Origin of the sequence: Pseudomonas sp. HD6515, assembly GCF_024971855.1 — a bacterium.
Taxonomy (GTDB): domain Bacteria; phylum Pseudomonadota; class Gammaproteobacteria; order Pseudomonadales; family Pseudomonadaceae; genus Aquipseudomonas; species Aquipseudomonas alloputida.
Genome location: NZ_CP079827.1, coordinates 1,671,000 through 1,690,959, shown reverse-complemented (window position 1 = coordinate 1,690,959; position 19,960 = coordinate 1,671,000). Strand labels below are relative to the sequence as shown.

Sequence of the window (19,960 nt, the reverse complement as noted above, 5' to 3'; positions counted from 1 at the left end):
CCATACAGGGCCCCAAAAAACAATCCAACATGAAGGGGTGGACGGGAGTGGCCTGTGTGGCCACTAGACCCTCCACCCCCTCATCTCAAAGTCCCTGCTCTGCGAATGGCACGGCCAGCGCCAGGGCCTGGTCCAGGGCAGCGACGTCGACGCCACCACCCTGGGCCATGTCCGGACGGCCGCCGCCCTTGCCACCCACCGCCGCAGCGGCTTGTTTCATCAGATCGCCAGCCTTGAGTTGGCTGGAGAGGTCCTTGGTCACGCCGGCCACCAGCACAACCTTGCCCTCATGCTCGCTGCCCAGCAGGATCACTGCGTGGCCGAGCTTGTTCTTCAGCTGATCGACCAGGGCCAGCAGGGCCTTGCCATCCTGCCCATCCAGGCGGGCGGCAAGGACCTTGGCACCCTTGACCTCAACGGCCGCGTTGGAGAGATCGTCCCCGGCGGCGCTGGCGGCCTTGGCCTGCAGCTGTTCCAGCTGCTTCTCCAGCTGGCGGTTGCGCTCAAGCACAGCCGACAGCTTGTCGATCAGGTTGTCGCGGTTACCCTTGACCAGTTGTGCGGCTTCCTTGACCTGCTCTTCGGCAGCGTTCAGGTAAGCCAGCGCAGCGGCACCGGTTACGGCTTCGATACGGCGCACGCCAGAGGCTACGCCGCCTTCGCTGATGATCTTGAACAGGCTGATGTCACCGGTGCGCTTGGCGTGGATACCGCCGCACAATTCCACCGAAAAATCACCGCCCATGCTCAGCACACGCACGGTGTCGCCGTATTTCTCGCCGAACAGCGCCATTGCACCTTTGGCCTTGGCAGTTTCGATGTCGGTCAGTTCGGTTTCAACCGGGGTGTTCTTGCGAATCTCGCGGTTGACGATGTCTTCCAGCTGCTTGATCTGCTCCGGCTTCACCGCTTCGAAGTGGCTGAAGTCGAAACGCAGGCGCTGGCTGTCGACCAGCGAGCCCTTCTGCTGTACATGCTCGCCCAGTACCTGGCGCAATGCTTCGTGCAGCAGGTGGGTGGCGGAGTGATTCAACGAGGTGGCGTGCTGTACGTCGGCATCGACCTTGGCCTCGACGGGCGAACCGATCAGCAGCGCACCGCTGGCCACCACGCCGTGATGCAGGAAGGCGCCGCCGGTCTTGGTGGTATCACGCACGTCGAAGCGTGCAGCACCCGCCTGCAGGAAGCCGCTGTCACCGACCTGGCCACCGGACTCGGCGTAGAACGGCGTGCGGTCGAGCACCACAACGCCCTGCTCGCCTTCACCCAGCTGGTCAACGGATTGGCCGTCCTTGTACAGGGCGATGATCTTGCCCTGGCCCTCGGTGGTGTCGTAACCGAGGAACTCGGTGGCGCTGTCGACCTTGACCAGGCTGTTGTAATCCATGCCGAAGGCGCTGGCGGAACGGGCACGCTCACGCTGGGCGTCCATTTCACGCTCAAAGCCGGCTTCGTCGATAGTCAGTTCACGCTCACGGGCGATGTCGGCAGTCAGGTCCATCGGGAAGCCATAGGTGTCATACAGCTTGAACACCACGTCGCCCGGTACCACGTCGCCTTTCAGCTGGGCCAGGTCTTGCTCGAGGATGCGCAGGCCCTGCTCCAGGGTCTTGGCGAACTGCTCTTCTTCGGCCTTGAGCACGCGCTCGATGTGCGCTTGCTGGCTCTTCAGCTCCGGGAAGGCTTCGCCCATTTCAGCGGCCAGTGCGGCAACGATCTGGTAGAAGAAGCTGCCCTTGGCGCCCAGCTTGTTGCCGTGACGGCAAGCGCGGCGAATGATGCGGCGCAGCACGTAGCCACGGCCTTCGTTGGACGGCAGCACGCCGTCGGCAATCAGGAAGCCGCACGAACGGATGTGGTCGGCGACCACTTTCAGCGAGGCCTGGCCGTCATTGCTGCAACCGATGGCCTGGGCTGCGGCAGCCAGCAGGTTCTGGAACAGGTCGATCTCGTAGTTCGAATGCACGTGCTGCAGCACGGCGCTGACGCGCTCCAGGCCCATGCCGGTGTCCACCGACGGCGCTGGCAGCGGGTGCAACACACCGTCGGCTGTACGGTTGAACTGCATGAAGACGTTGTTCCAGATCTCGATGTAGCGGTCACCGTCTTCTTCTGGCGAGCCAGGTGGGCCACCCCAGATATCCGGGCCGTGATCGTAGAAAATCTCGGTGCATGGGCCGCACGGGCCGGTATCGCCCATGGTCCAGAAGTTGTCGGAGGCGTACGGGGCGCCCTTGTTATCGCCGATGCGCACCATGCGCTCGGCCGGCACGCCGACTTCCTTGGTCCAGATGTCGTAGGCTTCGTCGTCGGTGGCGTAGACGGTGACCCAGAGCTTTTCCTTGGGCAGGTTCAGCCACTGCTCAGACGTCAGGAAGGTCCAGGCGAAGGTAATGGCATCGCGCTTGAAATAGTCGCCGAAGCTGAAGTTGCCCAGCATTTCGAAGAAGGTGTGGTGACGCGCGGTGTAACCGACGTTTTCCAGGTCGTTGTGCTTGCCACCGGCACGCACGCACTTCTGGCTGCTGACAGCACGCGTGTAGGCGCGCTTCTCCGCACCGAGGAAGCAGTCCTTGAACTGGTTCATGCCTGCGTTGGTGAACAGCAGGGTCGGGTCGTTGTTCGGGATCAGCGAACTGGAGGCGACTCGGGTATGTCCCTGCTCTTCGAAGAAGCGAAGGAAGGCTTCACGGATTTCTGCGCTTTTCATAGGTTCTTCCACGGAAACGGCGGCCCTGTTGGGCAAACGCGTCGACGAAACGACGGCAAAGGGCCGCATTATATCGGTCCTGCAGTCTTGATGCAGTGTGTTTATACGATAGAAGCCATCGTTTGGACGGTTTTTCGGGCTATGCAAACGAAAACGACATGACCGGATGCTAAATCCTGTGTTTCGCCACTGGCAAGCCAATTACCGCTTAAGGGAGGGGAAAAGGGAACAGGCGGTGAATTAAAAGGTTTTCATCATGGATAGGATCCGAAACTGTGTCGCCTGGTTCGCGGGTAAACCCGCTCCTACAGGGTATGTGCAAGACCTTAATGTGGCGCCGTGCCCGTAGGAGCGGGCTCACCCGCGAAACAGGCGACACCGCTCTCACCCCAGCCGCTGCCCCGAATCCGGCACGATCAGAATGCCGGCGCGCAGGCCGTTCCTGACCTTGGGATTGGGGAAAATGATGCGCGCACCCTCCTCCTCGACTACCCAGCGCATCTCGGCCAGGTCTTCAGCCAGCAGGTAACCCTTGCTCAGCTCGGAGAAGTTTTCGATGTCCGCCGGCAGGTGCAGGTGGAAGCTGTCGCTGTGCTTGATGATTTCGCGGGAAACACTGAACAGCTGCAGGCCATCCAGCGAACTTTCGTTTTCGGGCTCGGTAGCCTCGATGATGCGGATCAGCCGCTCTTCGAGCTTGTCGAGGTTCACCTGCTCGTTCTGGCCGAACGGGCGGGCCTTGCCCAACTCCAGGGTGAAAGCTTCAGCCTCAAGCTGTTCGTAGGTGAAAGCACTGAAGGTGATGGACGACTTGCTTTGCAGCAGCACCGCCTCCATACCTGCCGCCGCCAGGCGCGCCAGCTCACGACGGGAGTGCTTGCGCCCCTCTTTATAAGGGTACAAGGCGAATTGCTCGATCTTCGAACCGCGGATGGCAGTATGCAGGTCGTAATGCAGGCGGTTGCGCCCCGGCTTGCTGAAGAACACCCGGGCGAACTGTTCAAGCTCGGCAGCACGCAGTGCTTCGAACCCGCTGGACAGCTCATGGCGACCATTGAACAAGCGGTTGATGTCCTGTTCGATAAAGCGCTCGCCCTTGCGGATCGCCGCCGGGTTGCCGAACAGGAACAGCACCCGTGCCCTGGGTTTGATCTTGCCGTTGGCCACGCCGTGCAGCAGCCGTTCGAGCAATTCGATCGGCGCTGTTTCGTTGCCATGAATGCCGGCGGACAACAGCAAGTCCAGCCCGCAATCTTCGCTTTCGGCCGGACGCACTTCGAGCGCGCCCTCCCCCAGCCATCGCAAACGCGCGCCCCCGGGTGTCACTTGGGTCTTCTCAGCCGGTTCGTGAGCGGTGAGGGTCAGCTCAAGCAATTTGCCAAGGGCGAGCATAGGTGCTTCCTTAGTGGTGGTGACCGCAGTCAGGGCCATGAACGTGATCGTCGTCTTCGCCAAGTTCTGCCGGTTCCATTTCCAGCTGCAGGCTGACCAGATTGGTGGCCATCGGGCGCAGCAGCAAGTTGGCATACTCGGTGTCGTCTTCCTCGACATCCACGCCGATCAGCAACTGGCCACGGCCATCCTGCTGAATCCACACTTCCTTGCCTTGCCAGACCACAGCAAAGCGGGTGCAGGAAGTTTCCAGCTGGGTGCCGTCTTCATCTTCAAGGATCAGGCGCAAGGCGTCGGTCATTACAGAGTCTCTCTTCAAGGTTGGCGTTGGAACGGATACACCGAGCCCAACTTCAGGATCTGGGTCAATTCGTCCAGTGCCGTACGGCATTCCACCAGCAGTTGCGGGTCAGCCAGGTCTGCTTCGCCAAGGCGATCGCGGTAGTGCCTGTCGACCCACTGCAGCAGCGTGTCATACAGCGGGGCCGTCATGATAACGCCTTGGTTGACGGCTGCCAGTTCCGCTTCTTTCAAAGCCACGCGCAAACGCAGGCAGGCCGGGCCGCCGCCGTTTTGCATGCTTTGCTTGAGGTCGAATACCTTGACCTCCTTCACCGGGCCTCCCTGGCTGGTCAGCTGGCCCAGATAGGCCCAGACCCGCTCGTTGTTGCGGCACTCTTCCGGCACGACCAGCAGCATGGAACCATCGTCGCGGCTGAGCAGCTGGCTGTTGAACAGGTAGGAACGCACCGCGTCCTCCACCGCCACCGCGGCCCTGGGCACGCAGATGGCCTGGAAGTTGCCACCCTTGCTGGCCAGTTTAGCTCGCAGTTGCCCAAGTACCGCGTCGGTCTCGAGAAACGCGTCCTCGTGGTAGAACAGCACCTCGCCGTTACCGACCGAAATCACATCATTGTGGAACACACCCTGGTCGATCACCGCCGGGTTCTGTTGAGCGTAGACCACACCGTCATCGCTCAGGCCGTGCAGCCGGGCCACAGCTTGCGAGGCCTCCAGGGTTTGTCGGGCCGGGTACTTCTGTGGCGCGGGGTAACGGCTGTCGAAGGCACTGCGGCCGTAGACAAAAAATTCCACGCCAGCCTCGCCATAGGCGCGGCAGAAGCGCGTGTGGTTGGCCGCGCCCTCGTCACCGAACTGTGCCACGGCAGGCAGCGCAGCGTGGTGGGCAAAGTGTTTCTCGTTGTTGAACATGGCGCCCAGCACGCGACTGGTGGTCGGGTGTTCGATGCTGCGGTGATATTTGCAGTTGAGGTTGGCGGCAGTGAAGTGCACGCGACCGTCAGCAGTGTCGGCACTCGGGCTGACTGTCGCGGCGTTGGCCACCCACATGCTCGAGGCCGAGCAACTGGCCACCAGCAACGGCATGGCCTCGCGGGCGGCGCGCTGGATAACGTCGGCATCGCTACCACTGAACCCCAGGCGGCGCAGCGCCGCCACGTCCGGGCGCTCTTGTGGCGCCAGAACACCCTGCTTGAAGCCCATGTCGGCCAGCGCTTTCATCTTCGCCAGGCCCTGGCGCGCGGCCTCACGCGGGTTGGACGCCTGCTGGCTGTTGCTCTGCGAAGCCACGTTACCGTAAGACAGGCCGCCATAGTTGTGGGTAGGCCCCACCAGGCCATCAAAATTCACTTCATAGGATTTCATCGGCTAGGCTCCGTGACCTGTTGTTATAGGGTGACGCCCGGCGTCAGGGTCGCCGGCAAGGCAAGGCTGGCGGTCTCCAGCGAAGCCACGGGGTAAGCGCAGTAGTCGGCCGCGTAATAGGCGCTGGCGCGATGGTTGCCACTGGCACCCACACCACCGAACGGCGCGCTGCTGGCAGCCCCCGTCAGCTGCTTGTTCCAGTTGACGATGCCAGCGCGACTGCGCAACCAGAAGTACTGGTAGCGGGCCCGCGAATCAGACAGTAAGCCGGCGGCCAGGCCATACTGGGTGTTATTGGCTTCATCGATGGCAGCATCGAAGTCGGCGTAGCGGATCACCTGCAACAGCGGGCCGAAAAACTCTTCATCCGGGCGGTCAGCCACGGCGGTGACATCGACAATGCCCGGGGTCAGCAGTGCGGCATCGGCCTGCGGCTGAGTCATTTCCAGCAGTTTCACGCCACCTTTGGCGGCCAGTTCAACCTGGGCGGCAAGCAGCGCCCGAGCCGCCTGCAGCGAAATCACCGACCCCATGAAAGGCGCCGGCTGTTCATCGAACGCCCCCACCGTGATGGTTTTGCACACTTCGACCAGGCGCGCGATCAGCGCATCGCCCCAGGCGCCTTGCGGCACCAGCAGGCGCCGCGCGCAGGTGCAACGCTGGCCGGCGGAAATGAACGCCGACTGGACAATGGTATACACCGCCGCATCGAGGTCCTTGACCTCGTCCACCACCAGCGGGTTGTTACCCCCCATTTCCAGGGCCAGGATCTTGTCTGGGCGGCCTGCGAACTGTTGATGCAGCAGGTTGCCGGTGCGGCTGGAGCCGGTGAAGAACAGGCCATCGATACCTGGGTTGGCGGCCAGCGCCACACCGGTTTCACGTGCGCCCTGCACCAGGTTCAGCACACCCGCCGGCAGGCCGGCAGCAATCCAGCAGTTGACGGTAAGCTCAGCGACCTTGGGGGTGAGCTCGCTGGGCTTGAACACCACGCAGTTGCCTGCCAGCAGCGCCGGCACGATATGGCCATTGGGCAGGTGCCCGGGGAAGTTGTAAGGGCCGAACACCGCCACGACGCCATGAGGCTTGTGCCGCAGAACAGCCGTGGCATCGGCCAGCGGACCACTCTTTTCGCCGGTGCGCTCGCGGTAGCTCTGTACTGAAATCGCCACCTTGTTGATCATACTGGTGACTTCAGTCGCAGATTCCCACAGCGGCTTCCCGGTTTCCTCGCCAATGCACTGGGCCATGGCTTCGGCATGCACTTTCAGCTGCGCGGCAAACTTCTCCAGCACATCGATACGTGCCTCCAGGCTCAATTGCGCCCAGGCCGGAAAGGCCTGCCGCGCGGCCTGCACGGCAGCGTCGACCTGGCTGGCGTCAGCGCCCTGCCCTTGCCAGATCACGGCCTGGGTCACCGGGTTGAGCGACTGCAGGGTTTCGCCCTGGCCGGCCTGCCAATTGCCTGCGATGTAATGCGTGGTCATTTACTGGGCCTCCCGGCTGGCCGACAGCGGCACCGCGCGGACATTGTCGCCGACGCCCATGCGCAGGCGCTTGGCGGTCAATGGGTCGACCACCAGGGTGCCGGCGGCCAACCGTGCAGGTGCAGCAGTGATGCGGCAATCGTCGCGCTTGCGGTTGTGGATGATGAAAGGGGTCGCGTCATCGCCTGGCGTACCTACCGCCAGCACCAGGGTCTGGCTCTCGCGCACAGCGCGGATCTTGGCAGTGTCACACTCGATGGCCGGGCCGGCATCGAAGATGTCGACGTAGCCCTGGTAGTTGAAGCCTTCCTGCTTGAGCATAGCCAGCGCCGGCTCGGTGTCTTTGTGCACACGGCCGATCACACTGCGCGCCGCTTCGGACAGGAAGCAGGTGTACAGCGGGAACTTGGGCATCAGTTCGGCGATGAACGACTTGTTGCCCACGCCAGTGAGGTAATCGGCCTGGCTGAACTCCATCTTGAAAAAATGCCGGCCCAGGCTTTCCCAGAACGGCGAACGACCCTGCTCGTCAGACATGCCGCGCATTTCGGCAATGATCTTCTTGCCGAACAGCTCGGGGAACTCGGCAATGAACAGCATGCGCGCACGCGACAGCAGGCGGCCATTGAGGCCCGAGCGGTAGTCGCTACGCAGGAACAGCGAGCACAGCTCGGAGTTGCCGGTCAGGTCGTTGGCCAGGAACAGCGTCGGGATTTCGCGGTAGATCTTCAGCTCCTGCGAGGCGCTGACAGTCAGGCCGACCCGGTAGTTGTACCAAGGCTCACGCAGGCCGACGGCGCCGGCGATGGCACTGATGCCCACCACCAGACCTTCGTCGTTTTCCAGCACGAACAGGTAATCGGTGTCGCCACGCTCGGCTTCGCCACGAAAGCTTTTTTCCGCCCAACCAACGCGATGCCCCAGGCGCTCTTCGTTGGCCGGCAGCGTGGTCAGCCCGGTGGTGCCGGTGCTGCGTGCCAATTCGATCAACGCAGGCAAATCGCTGCTGCGTACAGGACGAACGATCATGCTATCTCCTTGTGCGGCGGCATCGGCCGGCGCGAAACTCTGCTAACGCATCAATCCCGAAACGTCTGTTGCCAGACCTCAAACCGCGACCAGGCGCACGCTGGCGCCCTCGCCCACGCCCAGCGCGTCGGCTGCTGCCACGCTCAGGCTGACCGGCTTGCCAGGCACCCAGTCCAGGTCCAGCAACACCGCGCGGTAGTCCTGCAACAGGCCGTTGCACACCAGGTACGGGCGACCGCCTTTGGCCGGGGCCTCTTCGATCTTCACCGGGACCACCCGGCTCTGGGCGATCGAGCGGATGCCAGAGGTGCGCGCATGCAGGGTCGGGCCGCCGTCGAAGATGTCGATGTAGTGCTCGGTCTCGAAGCCTTCGCGCATGAGTATGTCGAAGGTGATCTGCGCTCGCGGATGTACCTGGCCCATGGCTTCCTGCGCCAGGTCTGGCAACAACGGCACGTAGATCGGGTAGTGGGGCATCAGCTCGGCGAGAAAGGTACGGCTCTTCAGGCCGCACAGGCGCTCGGCGTCGGCATAGTTGAGGTCGAAGAAGTTGCGGCCGATGGCATCCCAGAACGGCGATTCACCCTGATCGTCGCTGAAGCCGACGATTTCGGTCACCACCGAATCGGCAAAGCGCTCCGGGTGCGCAGCCATGAACAGCAGTCGGCCGCGCGAGTTGAGCTCGGCCCAGCCACTGTTCACCAACTCCGGCGCCACATAGAAACTGGTCAGCAGGCTGTTGCCGGTCAGATCGTGGCACAGCGACAGCACATGGATCTTGTTGTGTATCTTCAGCTCGCGTGAGGCGTGCACGAATGTTTCGTTACGAAAACTGTAGAACGGCTCGGAGTACCCGGCCGAAGCGACGATGGCCGAGCAGCCGGCCAACTTGCCTGTTTCACTGTCTTCGAGCACGAAAAAGTAACTCTCTTCACCGTTGAAGCTGACCTCGGCGGCGAAGGATGTCTCAGAGGCGGCAATCTTGTCGCCCAGACGAGCAGTGTCGTCCGGCAGCGAGGTGACACCAATGGGGCTGTCTGCAGCCATGCGCTGCACGTCGTTCAGATCAGCCATTTGCGCGGGGCGCATCACCAGCATGGTGTCACTCCTTTGGAATACGGGCCATTCACGTCGGCACGGAAAAACGGCAGGCACCCAGGCACCTGCACTGGAATCGGGTATCGCCGGCCCGGCGTAGCCTCGGGTTGAGGCTGCGCCGGGACCGACGAAAGGACCGCTGGCGGATCAGCCTTTGGTCAGCGTGGCCACAGCGCGTTCGAAGCGGTCCAGGCCTTCGTCGATGTCGGCGTCTTCAACCACCAGGCTTGGCGCGAAGCGGACCACGTCCGGGCCGGCCTGCAGCACCATCACGCCTTCTTTCTCGGCAGCATTGAGCACGTCCTTGGCCTTGCCTTGCCAGGCCTCGGTCAAGACACAGCCCAGCAGCAAGCCAACGCCACGCACCTGGCTGAACAGGTTGTACTGCTGGCCGATCTGTTCCAGGCGGGTTTTGAAGCGCTCGTGCTTAGCCTTGATACCGGCCAGGGTTTCCGGAGTATTGACCACATCCAGCACCGCGCAGGCAACGGCGCAGCCCAGCGGGTTGCCGCCATAGGTGGTGCCGTGGGTGCCAACGGCCAGGTGCTTGGCCAGCTCGGTGGTGGTCAGCATGGCGCCAATCGGGAAGCCGCCGCCCAGGCTCTTGGCACTGGTCAGAATGTCCGGGGTCACGCCGTAGTGCTGGTAGGCATACAGCGAGCCGGTACGGCCCACGCCAGTCTGCACTTCGTCGAAGATCAGCAGCGCATTGTGCTCGTCACACAGCTTGCGCGCGCCTTCCAGGTAGGCCTTGTCGGCCGGCACCACGCCGCTCTCGCCCTGGATCGGCTCGATCACCACGGCGCAGGTCTTGTCGGAAATCTGTGCCTTCAACGCTTCCAGGTCGTTGTACGGCACATGGCTGATACCGGTGATCTTCGGGCCAAAGCCATCGGAGTACTTCGGCTGGCCACCCACGCTGACGGTAAACAGGGTGCGACCGTGGAAGCTGTTCACGGTGGCGATGATTTCGTGCTTTTGCGGACCGAAGCGGTCATGAGCCACACGACGGGCCAGCTTGAAAGCGGCCTCGTTGGACTCGGCGCCGGAGTTGCAGAAGAACGCGCGGTCGGCAAAGGTGGCGTCCACCAGCTTGTGGGCCAGGCGCAGGGCCGGCTCGTTGGTGAACACGTTGGAGACGTGCCAGAGGGTGTTGGCCTGTTCAGTCAGGGCCTTGACCAGTGCCGGGTGGCAGTGGCCCAGGGCATTGACCGCGATGCCGCCGGCAAAGTCGATCAACTCGCGACCCGACTGGTCCCAGACGCGGGAACCCTCGCCTCGCACAGGAATGAAGGCCGCCGGAGAATAGTTGGGGACCATCACCTGGTCGAAATCGGCACGTTGCACCGGGGCTTGCTCAACGGACATCTGAGTCTCCTGAAGAGGAACGCTGGCCTGGAAGTGGCGAGCGATGGGGGGATTGTAAGGACTGATCCGCGCCTGTCCTTGCGGCCAAGCGACAACTTGTTACAGCGCAAAACCCAGTTTTGACAAGGCTTTCGGCAATGCGACAAACACTGTCGCAATCGCGCAGTGTACGGGAGAGAGGGGGCTGGGTGAACGGGTGTTCACACAGGTTTGTGAGGGGGCGGGATGTACGGGTGTTCACACAGGATTGTGAGGGGGCAGGATGTACGGCGATGTTAATGTGTTGACGGGGAGATCGAGCGCCGCCCGCGCGGCGCTTCGCGGGTAAACCCGCTCCTACGTTTGTTTCGGGCCAGTCCCTCCTGTGCCTGGCGCGCGCGACCGCCTTGTTTGTTCGACGGGATATCGAGGTGTGCGCCAAGGCGTTCGCGCGCAAATGCCACAGGCATAACTGGCCCGAAACAAACGTAGGAGCGGGTTTACCCGCGAAGCGCCGCGTGGGCGGCGCTCGATTTGCAACCCAACACCAACCCCAAGGCATACACCCCGAACCCAACCGAAATCTCAGCCCTTTTCAGCCGGCGCCGAGCTCAATTCAAACGGGCTGCTGCTGCGACGCTGGTTCCGGTCTTCCCGCGGCGTTGCACCAAAGAAGTTACGGTAGGCACTGGAAAAATGCGGCCCCGAGGAGAAGCCACAGGACAGCCCGATCTGGATGATCGACTTGCTGGTCTGCATCAGCATCTGCCGCGCCTTGTTCAACCGCAACTCCAGGTAGTACTGGCTGGGCACACGGTTCAGGTACTGCTTGAAGATACGCTCCAACTGCCGACGTGACACGCACACATGCTGGGCGATTTCGTCGGTGGTCAGCGGCTCTTCGATGTTGGCTTCCATCAGCAACACGGCCTGAGTCAGCTTGGGGTGACTCGAGCCCAGGCGGTTCTGCAGCGGAATACGCTGGCGCTCGCCACCCTCGCGGATGCGTTCTACCACCAGCTCTTCCGATACCGCCCCGGCCAGCTCCGCCCCGTGATCGCGCGCCAGCACCGCCAGCAGCAGGTCGGTCACGGCCATACCGCCGCAGGCGGTCAGTCGGTCGCGATCCCAGTCGAACAGGTGGCTGGTGGCAATCACCTTGGGGAAGCGTTCGGCAAAGTCATCCTGCCAGCGCCAGTGCACGGCTGCCCGGTACCCATCGAGCAGGCCCAGCATGGCCAGCGGATACACACCGGCCGACAAGCCACCGATCAGGCAACCACTGCGCGCCAGTTGCTTGAGCGCCGCTGAAAAGGCAGCCCCCATCGCCGCAGGCGGCTCGTCGGCCAGCAGAAAGAGCTTGTGGCAGCCCTCCAGGCGGCCGGTCCACGGCTCGCCCGGCAGCCGCCAGGCGCCTTCCTGCGCAGGCTCGGCCTGCAGGAAGACCAACTCGTAGACCACATCCGGATGCACACGCTGCGCCACCAGCAACACTTCCTCGGCCAACGCCAGGGTCAAAGGCCTGGTGCTGGGCCAGATGAGAAAACCGATTCGCTGGGTGGTCATAGGGTACGGTCCGAAACCTGAGGTCGTTCGAGTCTGTGCGCCGGGTCAGGCTGCGCTCGCCGCGCAGCATGCCCTATTCTGGTGCAAAAATGCAGCTTTTACTTCAGGCTGCCGGAGAGGAACTGCTGCAGGCGCTCCGACTGCGGATTGGCCAGCACTTCACGCGGGCAGCCGGTTTCTTCCACCAGGCCTTTGTGCAGAAACACCAGCTGGTTGGACACCTCGCGGGCAAAGCCCATTTCGTGGGTCACCACCACCATGGTCCGACCTTCCTGGGCCAGCGCCTGCATCACCTTCAGCACATCACCCACCAGCTCAGGGTCGAGCGCCGAGGTCGGCTCGTCGAACAGCATGACCTCCGGCTCCATGGCCAATGCCCGGGCAATTGCCACACGTTGTTGCTCACCCCCCGACATATGCCCGGGGAAGGCATCCTTGCGATGGGCAACCCCCACCTTGGCCAGGTAGTGCTCGGCCTTTTCCAGGGCTTCCTTCTTGTTCACGCCCAGCACGTGCACTGGCGCTTCGATGATGTTCTCAAGCGCTGTCATGTGCGACCACAGGTTGAAGTGCTGGAACACCATCGACAGGCGTGAGCGCATACGCTGCAATTGACGCGGGTCGGCGGCCTTCAACGCACCATCCTTGCCGGCCACCAGCTTCAGCTCTTCGTTGTTGAGCAGGATCTTGCCGGCGTGCGGCTGCTCCAGCAGGTTGATGCAGCGCAGGAAGGTCGACTTGCCCGAACCGCTGGAGCCGATGATGCTGATGACGTCGCCGGCCTTGGCCGCCAGTGACACGCCCTTGAGCACTTCGTGGCTGCCGTAGCGCTTGTGCAGGTCTTGGACTTCGAGTTTGTACATGCTGTCGATTCTCACAAAGCGGTCAGTGCTTGCGCGGCGCCAGGTAGCCGAGCCAGCGGCGTTCGGCCATCTTGAACAGGCGCACCAGGATGAAGGTCAGGCACAGGTAGAACACGCCCGCCGTGATATAGGCCTCGAAAGGCAGGTAGTACTGGGCATTGACCGTGCGCGCAGCACCGGTGATGTCGATCAGGGTGACGATCGACGCCAGGCTGGTGGTCTGCAGCATCATGATCACTTCATTGCTGTACTGCGGCAGTGCCCGACGCAGTGCCGAAGGCAGCAGGATGCGGCGGTACATTTTCATGCGCGACATCCCCATGGCCTTGGCAGCTTCGATCTCGCCATGCGGCGTCGCCTTGAGGCTGCCGGCAATGATTTCGGCCGTGTAGGCACTGGTATTGATGCCGAACGCCAGGCAGGCGCAGAAGGTGGCGCTGGACAGCAGCGGCCAGAAGATACTCTCGCGCACCGCCTCGAACTGGGCCAGGCCGTAGTAGATCAGGAACAGCTGCACCAGCATCGGCGTGCCACGGATGACGTAGGTGTACAGCCATGCAGCAAGGTTGACCACCGGCTGCCTGGATACCCGCATCAGGCCCAGCGGAATGGCTGCCAACAGGCCGAAGAAAAGCGAAATCGCCAGCAATTTCAGGGTGGTCAGCAGGCCGCCGAAGTACATCGGCAGCGCTTCCCAGACGACGTTGTAGTCGAAGATCATAGTTCAGCCACCTTGACGCCCACCGAGTAGCGGCGCTCCAGATACTTCAGGGCCAGCAGCGAAACACTGGTCAGCACCAGGTACAGCGCCGCCACTGCCAGGAAGAAGGTGAAGGGTTCGCGGGTGGCGTCAGCCGCCTGCTTGGCCTTGAACATCATGTCCTGCAGGCCGACGACCGAAATCAGCGCAGTGGCCTTGGTCAGCACCAGCCAATTGTTGGTGAAGCCCGGAATGGCCAGGCGAATCATTTGCGGCACCTGGATGCGGAAGAACACTTGGCGAGGGCTCATGCCATACGCCACGCCCGCCTCGGCCTGGCCTTTGGGAATGCCCAGGAAGGCACCGCGGAAGGTTTCCGAGAGGTAGGCGCCAAAGATGAAGCCCAGGGTACCGATACCCGCAATCAGCGGATTCAGATCGATATAGTCTTCATAGCCGAGCAGCGGCGCCACCCGGTTGATGATGTCTTGCCCGCCGTAGAAGATCAGCAGGATCAGGACCAGGTCCGGAATACCACGGATCACCGTGGAATACAGATCGCCCAGCCAGGCCAGCCAGCGCACTGGCGACAAACGCAGCGCCACACCGATCAGGCCGAGCACGATGGCCAGGGCCATCGACGACAGGGCGAGCTGTAGCGTCAGCCACGCCCCGTCGAGGATGACTGCCCCGTAGCCTTTCAACATGATGAGGTCCTCGACCTAGAGAATGAAAAATGGTGCAAACCTCAGAGCCTCTGCTGTTTGCACCATTGCACAGGTGAAACCCGACGTCTTACTTCGAGTCTGGACCGTAGATGTCGAAATTGAAGTACTTGCTTTCGATTTCTTTGTACTTGCCGTTGGCACGGATGGCGTCGATCGCCGCGTTGATGCGGTCGACATTGGCCTTGTCACCCTTGCGTACGGCAATACCGATACCGTCACCGAAGTACTTGGCGTCGGTGAAGGCCGGGCCTACGAACGCGAAGCCCTTGCCGGCGTCAGTCTTGAGGAAGCCGTCTTCCAGCAGGGTGGCATCAGCCACGGTGCCGTCGAGGCGGCCAGCTGCGACGTCCAGGTAGATTTCGTTCTGGGTGCCATAAGGCACCACGGTGGCACCTTTGGCGCCCAGCACTTCCTTGGCGAAGCGGTCGTGAATGGAGCCGCGCTGCACACCGATCTTCTTGCCTTTCAGTTCGTCCAGGCTGTCGCTGACGGTGGTGCCGTCCTTCATGACCAGGCGCGCCGGAGTCAGGTAGTAGCGCTTGGTGAAGTCGACCGACTTCTTGCGGTCATCGGTGATCGACATGGACGACAGGATGGCGTCGATCTTGCGCACTTTCAGCGCCGGGATCAGGCCGTCGAACTCCTGCTCGACCCAGGTACACTTGGTTTTCATCTCTTCGCACAGCGCGTTGCCGATATCGTAGTCAAAGCCGGCAATGCTGCCGTCAGGTTGCTTGAAGGCGAAGGGTGGGTAGGCCGCTTCGATGCCGATTTTCAGCGGTTTTTCAGCAGCCTGCGACACCAGGGAAAACACAGACAGCGCCAGGGCGCCAAGCAGTGCGAGCTTCTTCATCAGGTAACTCCATCGGTACGGGGCAATACAAGGCAGGTAACGGCTGCCCGATATGCGAATGAGTACAACGCGAGCCGCGCAGGGTTCGACCAAGGCCGCATACCACGAGCGAGTGAGTGGCATTTTAACGACAGCCCGGTAGTCGATATTTCTTCAAAGCGACAACTACTTATAGAAGCGCTTGAAACCGCCGCGGGCGATGTTGACAGCCAGTGCAGAATATGCAATGGCGCAAGAAATAAAACCTATAGACCTAGCAATTCCTGGGCCTATTATTGGCAAACCCTTGTACGACGGCAAGTGCAGCGTGCCTTGATGCACAAAATGCTGACCCCGATGCACCGAAACGGGCCGGAATTGTTTCCTGGCGCCCCGAACCTGTGCGGGGCCGGTGACAGAACAGTAACCGATGATTGTCGGGTAACAATGCAAGAGCGGGCTTGCCCGCGAATGCATGAGGTCAGGAGACAGCTTAGCCTGAACTGACGCATTCGCGGGCAAGCCCGCTCTCATCAAACAAAATGCAACCCATTGTTTTCTAAACACTCAAGCGGCCACCAGTTGATACCCCAGTTTCCGGGCTTTGCGAAGCAAAGCCCGGACCTGCCGGTCTTGGCTTCTGGTTTCAAACTCCTCAAGACCTTGTTCAACATAAGCCTGCTTCTTGGTTAACAGGTTGTACACCAGACGTGCCAACTGATGCGCAGTGGCCTTGATGGCGCAGCTGGTATCCATTCGAGTCAGTCTGGCTCGGTGTGATGCACCAATGAAACCCTTGTCGTTACGGGCATTGGATGCGGCCTGCTTGAGTGCTTGAGCTGCTCGATTGACTATTTTGGGCCCGCCACCTGCCAGTCGATGACCGCCGGAAATTCGGGTAGGGGGAGCCAGTCCCAACCAAGAGCAGAAGTGCTGTGAGGACGGGAAGCGTGATAGATCTGTACCGATCTCCCCTGCCAGCACTAATGCAGTGTCCACCCCAATGGTTGGAATTGCGGTTAGGTCCACGCCAAGAACTTTCCACAATGTCTGATGCAATTCAGTCTGTTGGACACCGTTTCGGTGTGGGCTCCGTAAAGGCTTATTGGATGGCTCTGGCTTGTTTTGCAGCACCGGCAACTGCTCTAACGCGGCTTTTATGGCGTCGTCACAATCAGCAATTTGCTGCTCCAGGAAGTCATAGGCAGCCAATTCCTGAGTTAGCGCATGCAAATGCTCGCGCCGCCAATTGCCATGAAGACTCCGAGCGACAGCCTCCTTGCCTGCCTTGATGCGGCGGTCGGTCAGTTCAGCCAGTTGCACTGGGTCCCGTTCACCTGCGCAGATGGCTCGCAAAATCTTCATGCCAGTTACACCGGAAATATCACTGATGACATTGGCCAGCTGGATGTTCATTTGGCTCATGGCCTTTTGCATACGGTTCAGCGTCTGCGCCTGGTCTTTCACTTTGGAAGCACGCTGCCTGACCAATGACCGGACGCAGCAGGTCAGATCATCGGGGCGGAATGCGCCTCTGAGCAGTCCATGAGTCATCAGCTGCCAAATCCACTGGCAATCCAACACATCTGATTTACGGCCCGTGATTTGCCGAGTTGCTCTGGCATTGACGAGATAAACCTCAAAACCGCGCTCGCTGAGAATCTCGTAAATTGGAATCCAATAAACCCCCGTGGATTCCATGGCAACGACCTTGATCCCCAGGCTTTCAAGCCAGTTAGCCATCTTGAGTAGGTCGTCAGTAAAGGACGTGAACGACTGGACGGGATTTTCGTGCCGGGGATCGACCGCCACGAAATGTTCTCGACCACCGACATCGATCGCCGCGCAATCGGGATGGACGACGGTAAAGCGTTGCTTGGAAGGCTTGCGCGCCATGATGAATCCTCGCAGGATAAAGGGCGCGCGGGGCACACGGTGGCGAAAGGGTTCACTCTCTCATACGTGGTCACAGCTGAATCAGCTGATGCCTACAGGGACTTCACGCCGATACCGTGCGGATCACTCTCCTACGCGGGTGTGCGGACACACACCAGTGCTGGCTACGATCTCTGTCCCGCGCACACGAACCCTAACAAAGCAAAAGGCGGCTGGCCCTACCGGGCCAACCGCCTTTTCTTTTTCAAAATGTCAGCGTCGCTGCGGAACTGAAGCCGTACACCTCATGTTTGCTGCGCGACAGCGCAGCCCGGAAGGGCTGGGTGATCTCCTACAGGGGGTATTGCCGGGGAGGGAATTAGGCCGAAGCCAGGTTCATCGCCTTGTGGGTATCGATCAGGTGCTGCACCACACCTGGGTCGGCCAAGGTCGAGATATCGCCCAGGGCGTCGTATTCACCGGTGGCAATCTTGCGCAGGATGCGGCGCATGATCTTGCCCGAGCGGGTCTTCGGCAGCCCTGGCGCCCACTGGATCACATCCGGCGAGGCAATCGGGCCAATCTCCTTGCGTACCCAGTTCTTCAGCTCCAGGCGCAATTGCTCGCTGGCCTCGATGCCGGCATTGAGGGTGACATACACATAAATGCCCTGCCCTTTGATGTCATGCGGCACGCCAACCACTGCGGCCTCGGCAACCTTCGAATGCGCAACCATGGCGCTTTCGATCTCGGCAGTACCCATGCGGTGGCCGGACACGTTGAGCACGTCATCCACACGGCCGGTGATCCAGTAGTAGCCGTCCTCGTCGCGGCGCGCACCGTCGCCGGTGAAGTACATGCCACGGAAGGTCTTGAAGTAGGTGTCGACGAAGCGGTCATGGTCGCCGTACAGCGAACGCGACTGACCCGGCCAGGAATCGAGGATTACCAGGTTGCCTTCGGCAGCACCGTCGATCAGGTTGCCCAGGTTATCGACCAGGGCAGGTACCACACCGAAGAACGGACGGGTTGCCGAACCCGGCTTGAGGCCGGTGGCGCCAGGCAGCGGGCTGATCAGGATGCCGCCGGTCTCGGTCTGCCACCAGGTGTCGACGATCGGGCAACGCTCCTTGCCGACGGTCTTGTAGTACCAGTTCCAGGCCTCAGGGTTGATCGGCTCACCCACCGACCCCAGCAGACGCAGGCTGGAACCGTCGGCGCCCTCAACAGCTGCCTGCCCTTCAGCCATCATGGCGCGAATGGCAGTTGGCGCTGTGTAGAGGATGTTGACCTTGTGCTTGTCGACGATCTTCGATACGCGGGTAATGTCCGGGTAGTTCGGCACGCCCTCGAACAGCAAGGTGGTAGCGCCGTTGGCCAGCGGGCCGTAGACGATATAGCTGTGGCCTGTGACCCAACCGACGTCGGCGGTGCACCAGTACACCTCGCCCGGGCGGTAATCGAATACGCGTTCATGGGTCAGCGCGGCGTAAACCAGGTAACCGCCCGTGGTGTGCAGCACGCCCTTCGGCTTGCCGGTGGAGCCGGAGGTATAAAGGATGAACAGCGCCTCTTCAGCGCCCATTTCCTTGGGTGCGCAGTGGCTGGAGGCGACTTTCATCAGGTCTTCGTACCAGATGTCGCGGTGCTGGTGCCAGGCAATGTCGCCACCGGTGCGCTTGCACACGATGATTTTCTGCACGCTGCTGGTTTCAGGGTTGGTCAGCGCCAGGTCGACGTTGGCCTTGAGCGGTGTGCGGCGGCCACCACGCACGCCTTCGTCGGCCGTGATCACCACCTTGGACTTGCAGTCGATGATACGGCCAGCCAGCGCCTCGGGCGAGAAGCCGCCGAACACCACCGAGTGAATCGCACCAATGCGTGCACAGGCCAGCATGGCGACCACCGCTTCGGGGATCATCGGCATATAGATGGTGACCACGTCACCGCGGTGCACATCCTGGCCACGCAGGGCGTTGGCGAACTTGCAGACCTGCTCGTGCAACTCGCGGTAAGTGATGTTGCGGTGCTCGGAAGGGTCGTCACCTTCCCAGATGATGGCCAACTGGTCACCGCGCTCTTCAAGGTGGCGGTCCAGGCAGTTGGAGGAAACGTTCAGAGTGCCGTCGGCGAACCATTTGATATCGACATGGTGGTCGTCGAAGGAGGTCTGCTTGACCTTGGTGAACGGCTTGATCCAGTCGATACGCTGGGCCTGCTCGCGCCAGAAGCCGTCCGGGTTGATCACCGATTGCTGGTACATGGCCTTGTAGGTGGCCTCGTCGGTCAGGGTAGTGGCCGCAACCTCGGGACGAACGGGATACAGTGGAGCCGCACTCATCTGTGTTACCTCGGTGTAATAGTTGTTTTTGTATGGAACCGTTTGTAACTGTACCAGAGCGACAAAAGCCATTCGACGTTGGTAGTAATTTGGTACACCCGTTCCGGCAAAACGCTCTGGCGCGGGCATTACAGCCTTGCCGACGAAAAAACGAGGGGTTTGCCACAGGATTGTTACAGATTCTGTCAAAACACTTTATCAAAACACCCACTGTTTCAGCATTGGCCACCGCCATAAAATTCACCTCGCCAGCAACGGCAAGGCGATTAACAACTGGTAACAGCCCCCACGAAGGCAAACGTTAATCCCCCTCTAATCCCGATAGTT

15 protein-coding genes are annotated in these 19,960 nt (G+C 61.3%); all 15 read right to left on the bottom strand.

Annotated features, from left to right (window positions below; genetic code table 11):
- Positions 1 to 85 precede the first annotated feature (85 nt).
- Positions 86 to 2,710, bottom strand: coding sequence for an alanine--tRNA ligase (gene alaS / locus KW568_RS07875; protein ID WP_003254505.1), 2,625 nt, complete (start codon positions 2,708 to 2,710; stop codon positions 86 to 88).
- A 384-nt stretch (positions 2,711 to 3,094) separates the two neighbouring features.
- Positions 3,095 to 4,102 (bottom strand): succinylglutamate desuccinylase, encoded by a 1,008-nt coding sequence (gene astE, locus KW568_RS07870; RefSeq protein WP_003254507.1) that lies wholly within the window; start codon positions 4,100 to 4,102, stop codon positions 3,095 to 3,097.
- A gap of 10 nt (positions 4,103 to 4,112) precedes the next feature.
- The gene (locus tag KW568_RS07865; protein WP_003254508.1) at positions 4,113 to 4,403 is read right to left on the bottom strand and encodes a topoisomerase II; all 291 of its coding nucleotides are present in this window, start codon (positions 4,401 to 4,403) and stop codon (positions 4,113 to 4,115) included.
- A gap of 14 nt (positions 4,404 to 4,417) precedes the next feature.
- Entirely contained in the window at positions 4,418 to 5,767 is a 1,350-nt protein-coding gene (gene astB / locus KW568_RS07860) for an N-succinylarginine dihydrolase (RefSeq protein WP_004577068.1), read from the bottom strand.
- A gap of 23 nt (positions 5,768 to 5,790) precedes the next feature.
- A complete protein-coding gene (gene astD, locus KW568_RS07855) occupies positions 5,791 to 7,254 on the bottom strand; it encodes a succinylglutamate-semialdehyde dehydrogenase (protein ID WP_004577069.1) in 1,464 nt (487 codons plus the stop codon).
- Positions 7,255 to 8,283 (bottom strand): arginine N-succinyltransferase, encoded by a 1,029-nt coding sequence (gene astA, locus KW568_RS07850; protein WP_003254513.1) that lies wholly within the window; start codon positions 8,281 to 8,283, stop codon positions 7,255 to 7,257. It lies immediately after the preceding gene.
- Positions 8,284 to 8,361: 78 nt separating this feature from the next.
- Complete coding sequence (gene aruF / locus KW568_RS07845; RefSeq protein ID WP_003254515.1) at positions 8,362 to 9,381, bottom strand: arginine/ornithine succinyltransferase subunit alpha; 1,020 nt, start codon at positions 9,379 to 9,381, stop codon at positions 8,362 to 8,364.
- Positions 9,382 to 9,528: 147 nt separating this feature from the next.
- Positions 9,529 to 10,749, bottom strand: coding sequence for an aspartate aminotransferase family protein (locus KW568_RS07840; protein ID WP_003254516.1), 1,221 nt, complete (start codon positions 10,747 to 10,749; stop codon positions 9,529 to 9,531).
- 564 nt (positions 10,750 to 11,313) lie between these two features.
- A complete protein-coding gene (gene argR, locus KW568_RS07835) occupies positions 11,314 to 12,294 on the bottom strand; it encodes a transcriptional regulator ArgR (protein WP_004576734.1) in 981 nt (326 codons plus the stop codon).
- Positions 12,295 to 12,392: 98 nt separating this feature from the next.
- Entirely contained in the window at positions 12,393 to 13,157 is a 765-nt protein-coding gene (locus KW568_RS07830; protein WP_003254518.1) for an ABC transporter ATP-binding protein, read from the bottom strand.
- A 22-nt stretch (positions 13,158 to 13,179) separates the two neighbouring features.
- Entirely contained in the window at positions 13,180 to 13,878 is a 699-nt protein-coding gene (locus tag KW568_RS07825) for an ABC transporter permease (protein ID WP_003254520.1), read from the bottom strand.
- Complete coding sequence (locus KW568_RS07820) at positions 13,875 to 14,564, bottom strand: ABC transporter permease (protein WP_003254523.1); 690 nt, start codon at positions 14,562 to 14,564, stop codon at positions 13,875 to 13,877. The genes KW568_RS07825 and KW568_RS07820 overlap by 4 nt, the downstream gene beginning before the upstream one ends.
- A gap of 88 nt (positions 14,565 to 14,652) precedes the next feature.
- A complete protein-coding gene (locus KW568_RS07815; RefSeq protein ID WP_003254524.1) occupies positions 14,653 to 15,438 on the bottom strand; it encodes an ABC transporter substrate-binding protein in 786 nt (261 codons plus the stop codon).
- 546 nt (positions 15,439 to 15,984) lie between these two features.
- Positions 15,985 to 17,313, bottom strand: a complete 1,329-nt coding sequence (locus KW568_RS07810) for an IS110-like element ISPpu9 family transposase (protein ID WP_004577239.1) — start codon at positions 17,311 to 17,313, stop codon at positions 15,985 to 15,987.
- A gap of 358 nt (positions 17,314 to 17,671) precedes the next feature.
- Positions 17,672 to 19,633 (bottom strand): acetate--CoA ligase, encoded by a 1,962-nt coding sequence (gene acs / locus KW568_RS07805; protein ID WP_003254525.1) that lies wholly within the window; start codon positions 19,631 to 19,633, stop codon positions 17,672 to 17,674.
- Between the last annotated feature and the right edge of the window lie 327 nt (positions 19,634 to 19,960).

Excerpts from the sequence above, each read along its gene's own strand:
- aruF (WP_003254515.1), bottom strand. The coding sequence starts at position 9,381 with ATGCTGGTGATGCGCCCCGCGCAAATGGCTGATCTGAACGACGTGCAG.
- astE (WP_003254507.1), bottom strand. The coding sequence starts at position 4,102 with ATGCTCGCCCTTGGCAAATTGCTTGAGCTGACCCTCACCGCTCACGAA.
- KW568_RS07840 (WP_003254516.1), bottom strand. The coding sequence starts at position 10,749 with ATGTCCGTTGAGCAAGCCCCGGTGCAACGTGCCGATTTCGACCAGGTG.
- argR (WP_004576734.1), bottom strand. The coding sequence starts at position 12,294 with ATGACCACCCAGCGAATCGGTTTTCTCATCTGGCCCAGCACCAGGCCT.
- astA (WP_003254513.1), bottom strand. The coding sequence starts at position 8,283 with ATGATCGTTCGTCCTGTACGCAGCAGCGATTTGCCTGCGTTGATCGAA.
- astD (WP_004577069.1), bottom strand. The coding sequence starts at position 7,254 with ATGACCACGCATTACATCGCAGGCAATTGGCAGGCCGGCCAGGGCGAA.
- KW568_RS07815 (WP_003254524.1), bottom strand. The coding sequence starts at position 15,438 with ATGAAGAAGCTCGCACTGCTTGGCGCCCTGGCGCTGTCTGTGTTTTCC.
- KW568_RS07810 (WP_004577239.1), bottom strand. The coding sequence starts at position 17,313 with ATGGCGCGCAAGCCTTCCAAGCAACGCTTTACCGTCGTCCATCCCGAT.
- KW568_RS07830 (WP_003254518.1), bottom strand. The coding sequence starts at position 13,157 with ATGTACAAACTCGAAGTCCAAGACCTGCACAAGCGCTACGGCAGCCAC.
- astB (WP_004577068.1), bottom strand. The coding sequence starts at position 5,767 with ATGAAATCCTATGAAGTGAATTTTGATGGCCTGGTGGGGCCTACCCAC.
- KW568_RS07820 (WP_003254523.1), bottom strand. The coding sequence starts at position 14,564 with ATGTTGAAAGGCTACGGGGCAGTCATCCTCGACGGGGCGTGGCTGACG.
- KW568_RS07865 (WP_003254508.1), bottom strand. The coding sequence starts at position 4,403 with ATGACCGACGCCTTGCGCCTGATCCTTGAAGATGAAGACGGCACCCAG.
- alaS (WP_003254505.1), bottom strand. The coding sequence starts at position 2,710 with ATGAAAAGCGCAGAAATCCGTGAAGCCTTCCTTCGCTTCTTCGAAGAG.
- KW568_RS07825 (WP_003254520.1), bottom strand. The coding sequence starts at position 13,878 with ATGATCTTCGACTACAACGTCGTCTGGGAAGCGCTGCCGATGTACTTC.
- acs (WP_003254525.1), bottom strand. The coding sequence starts at position 19,633 with ATGAGTGCGGCTCCACTGTATCCCGTTCGTCCCGAGGTTGCGGCCACT.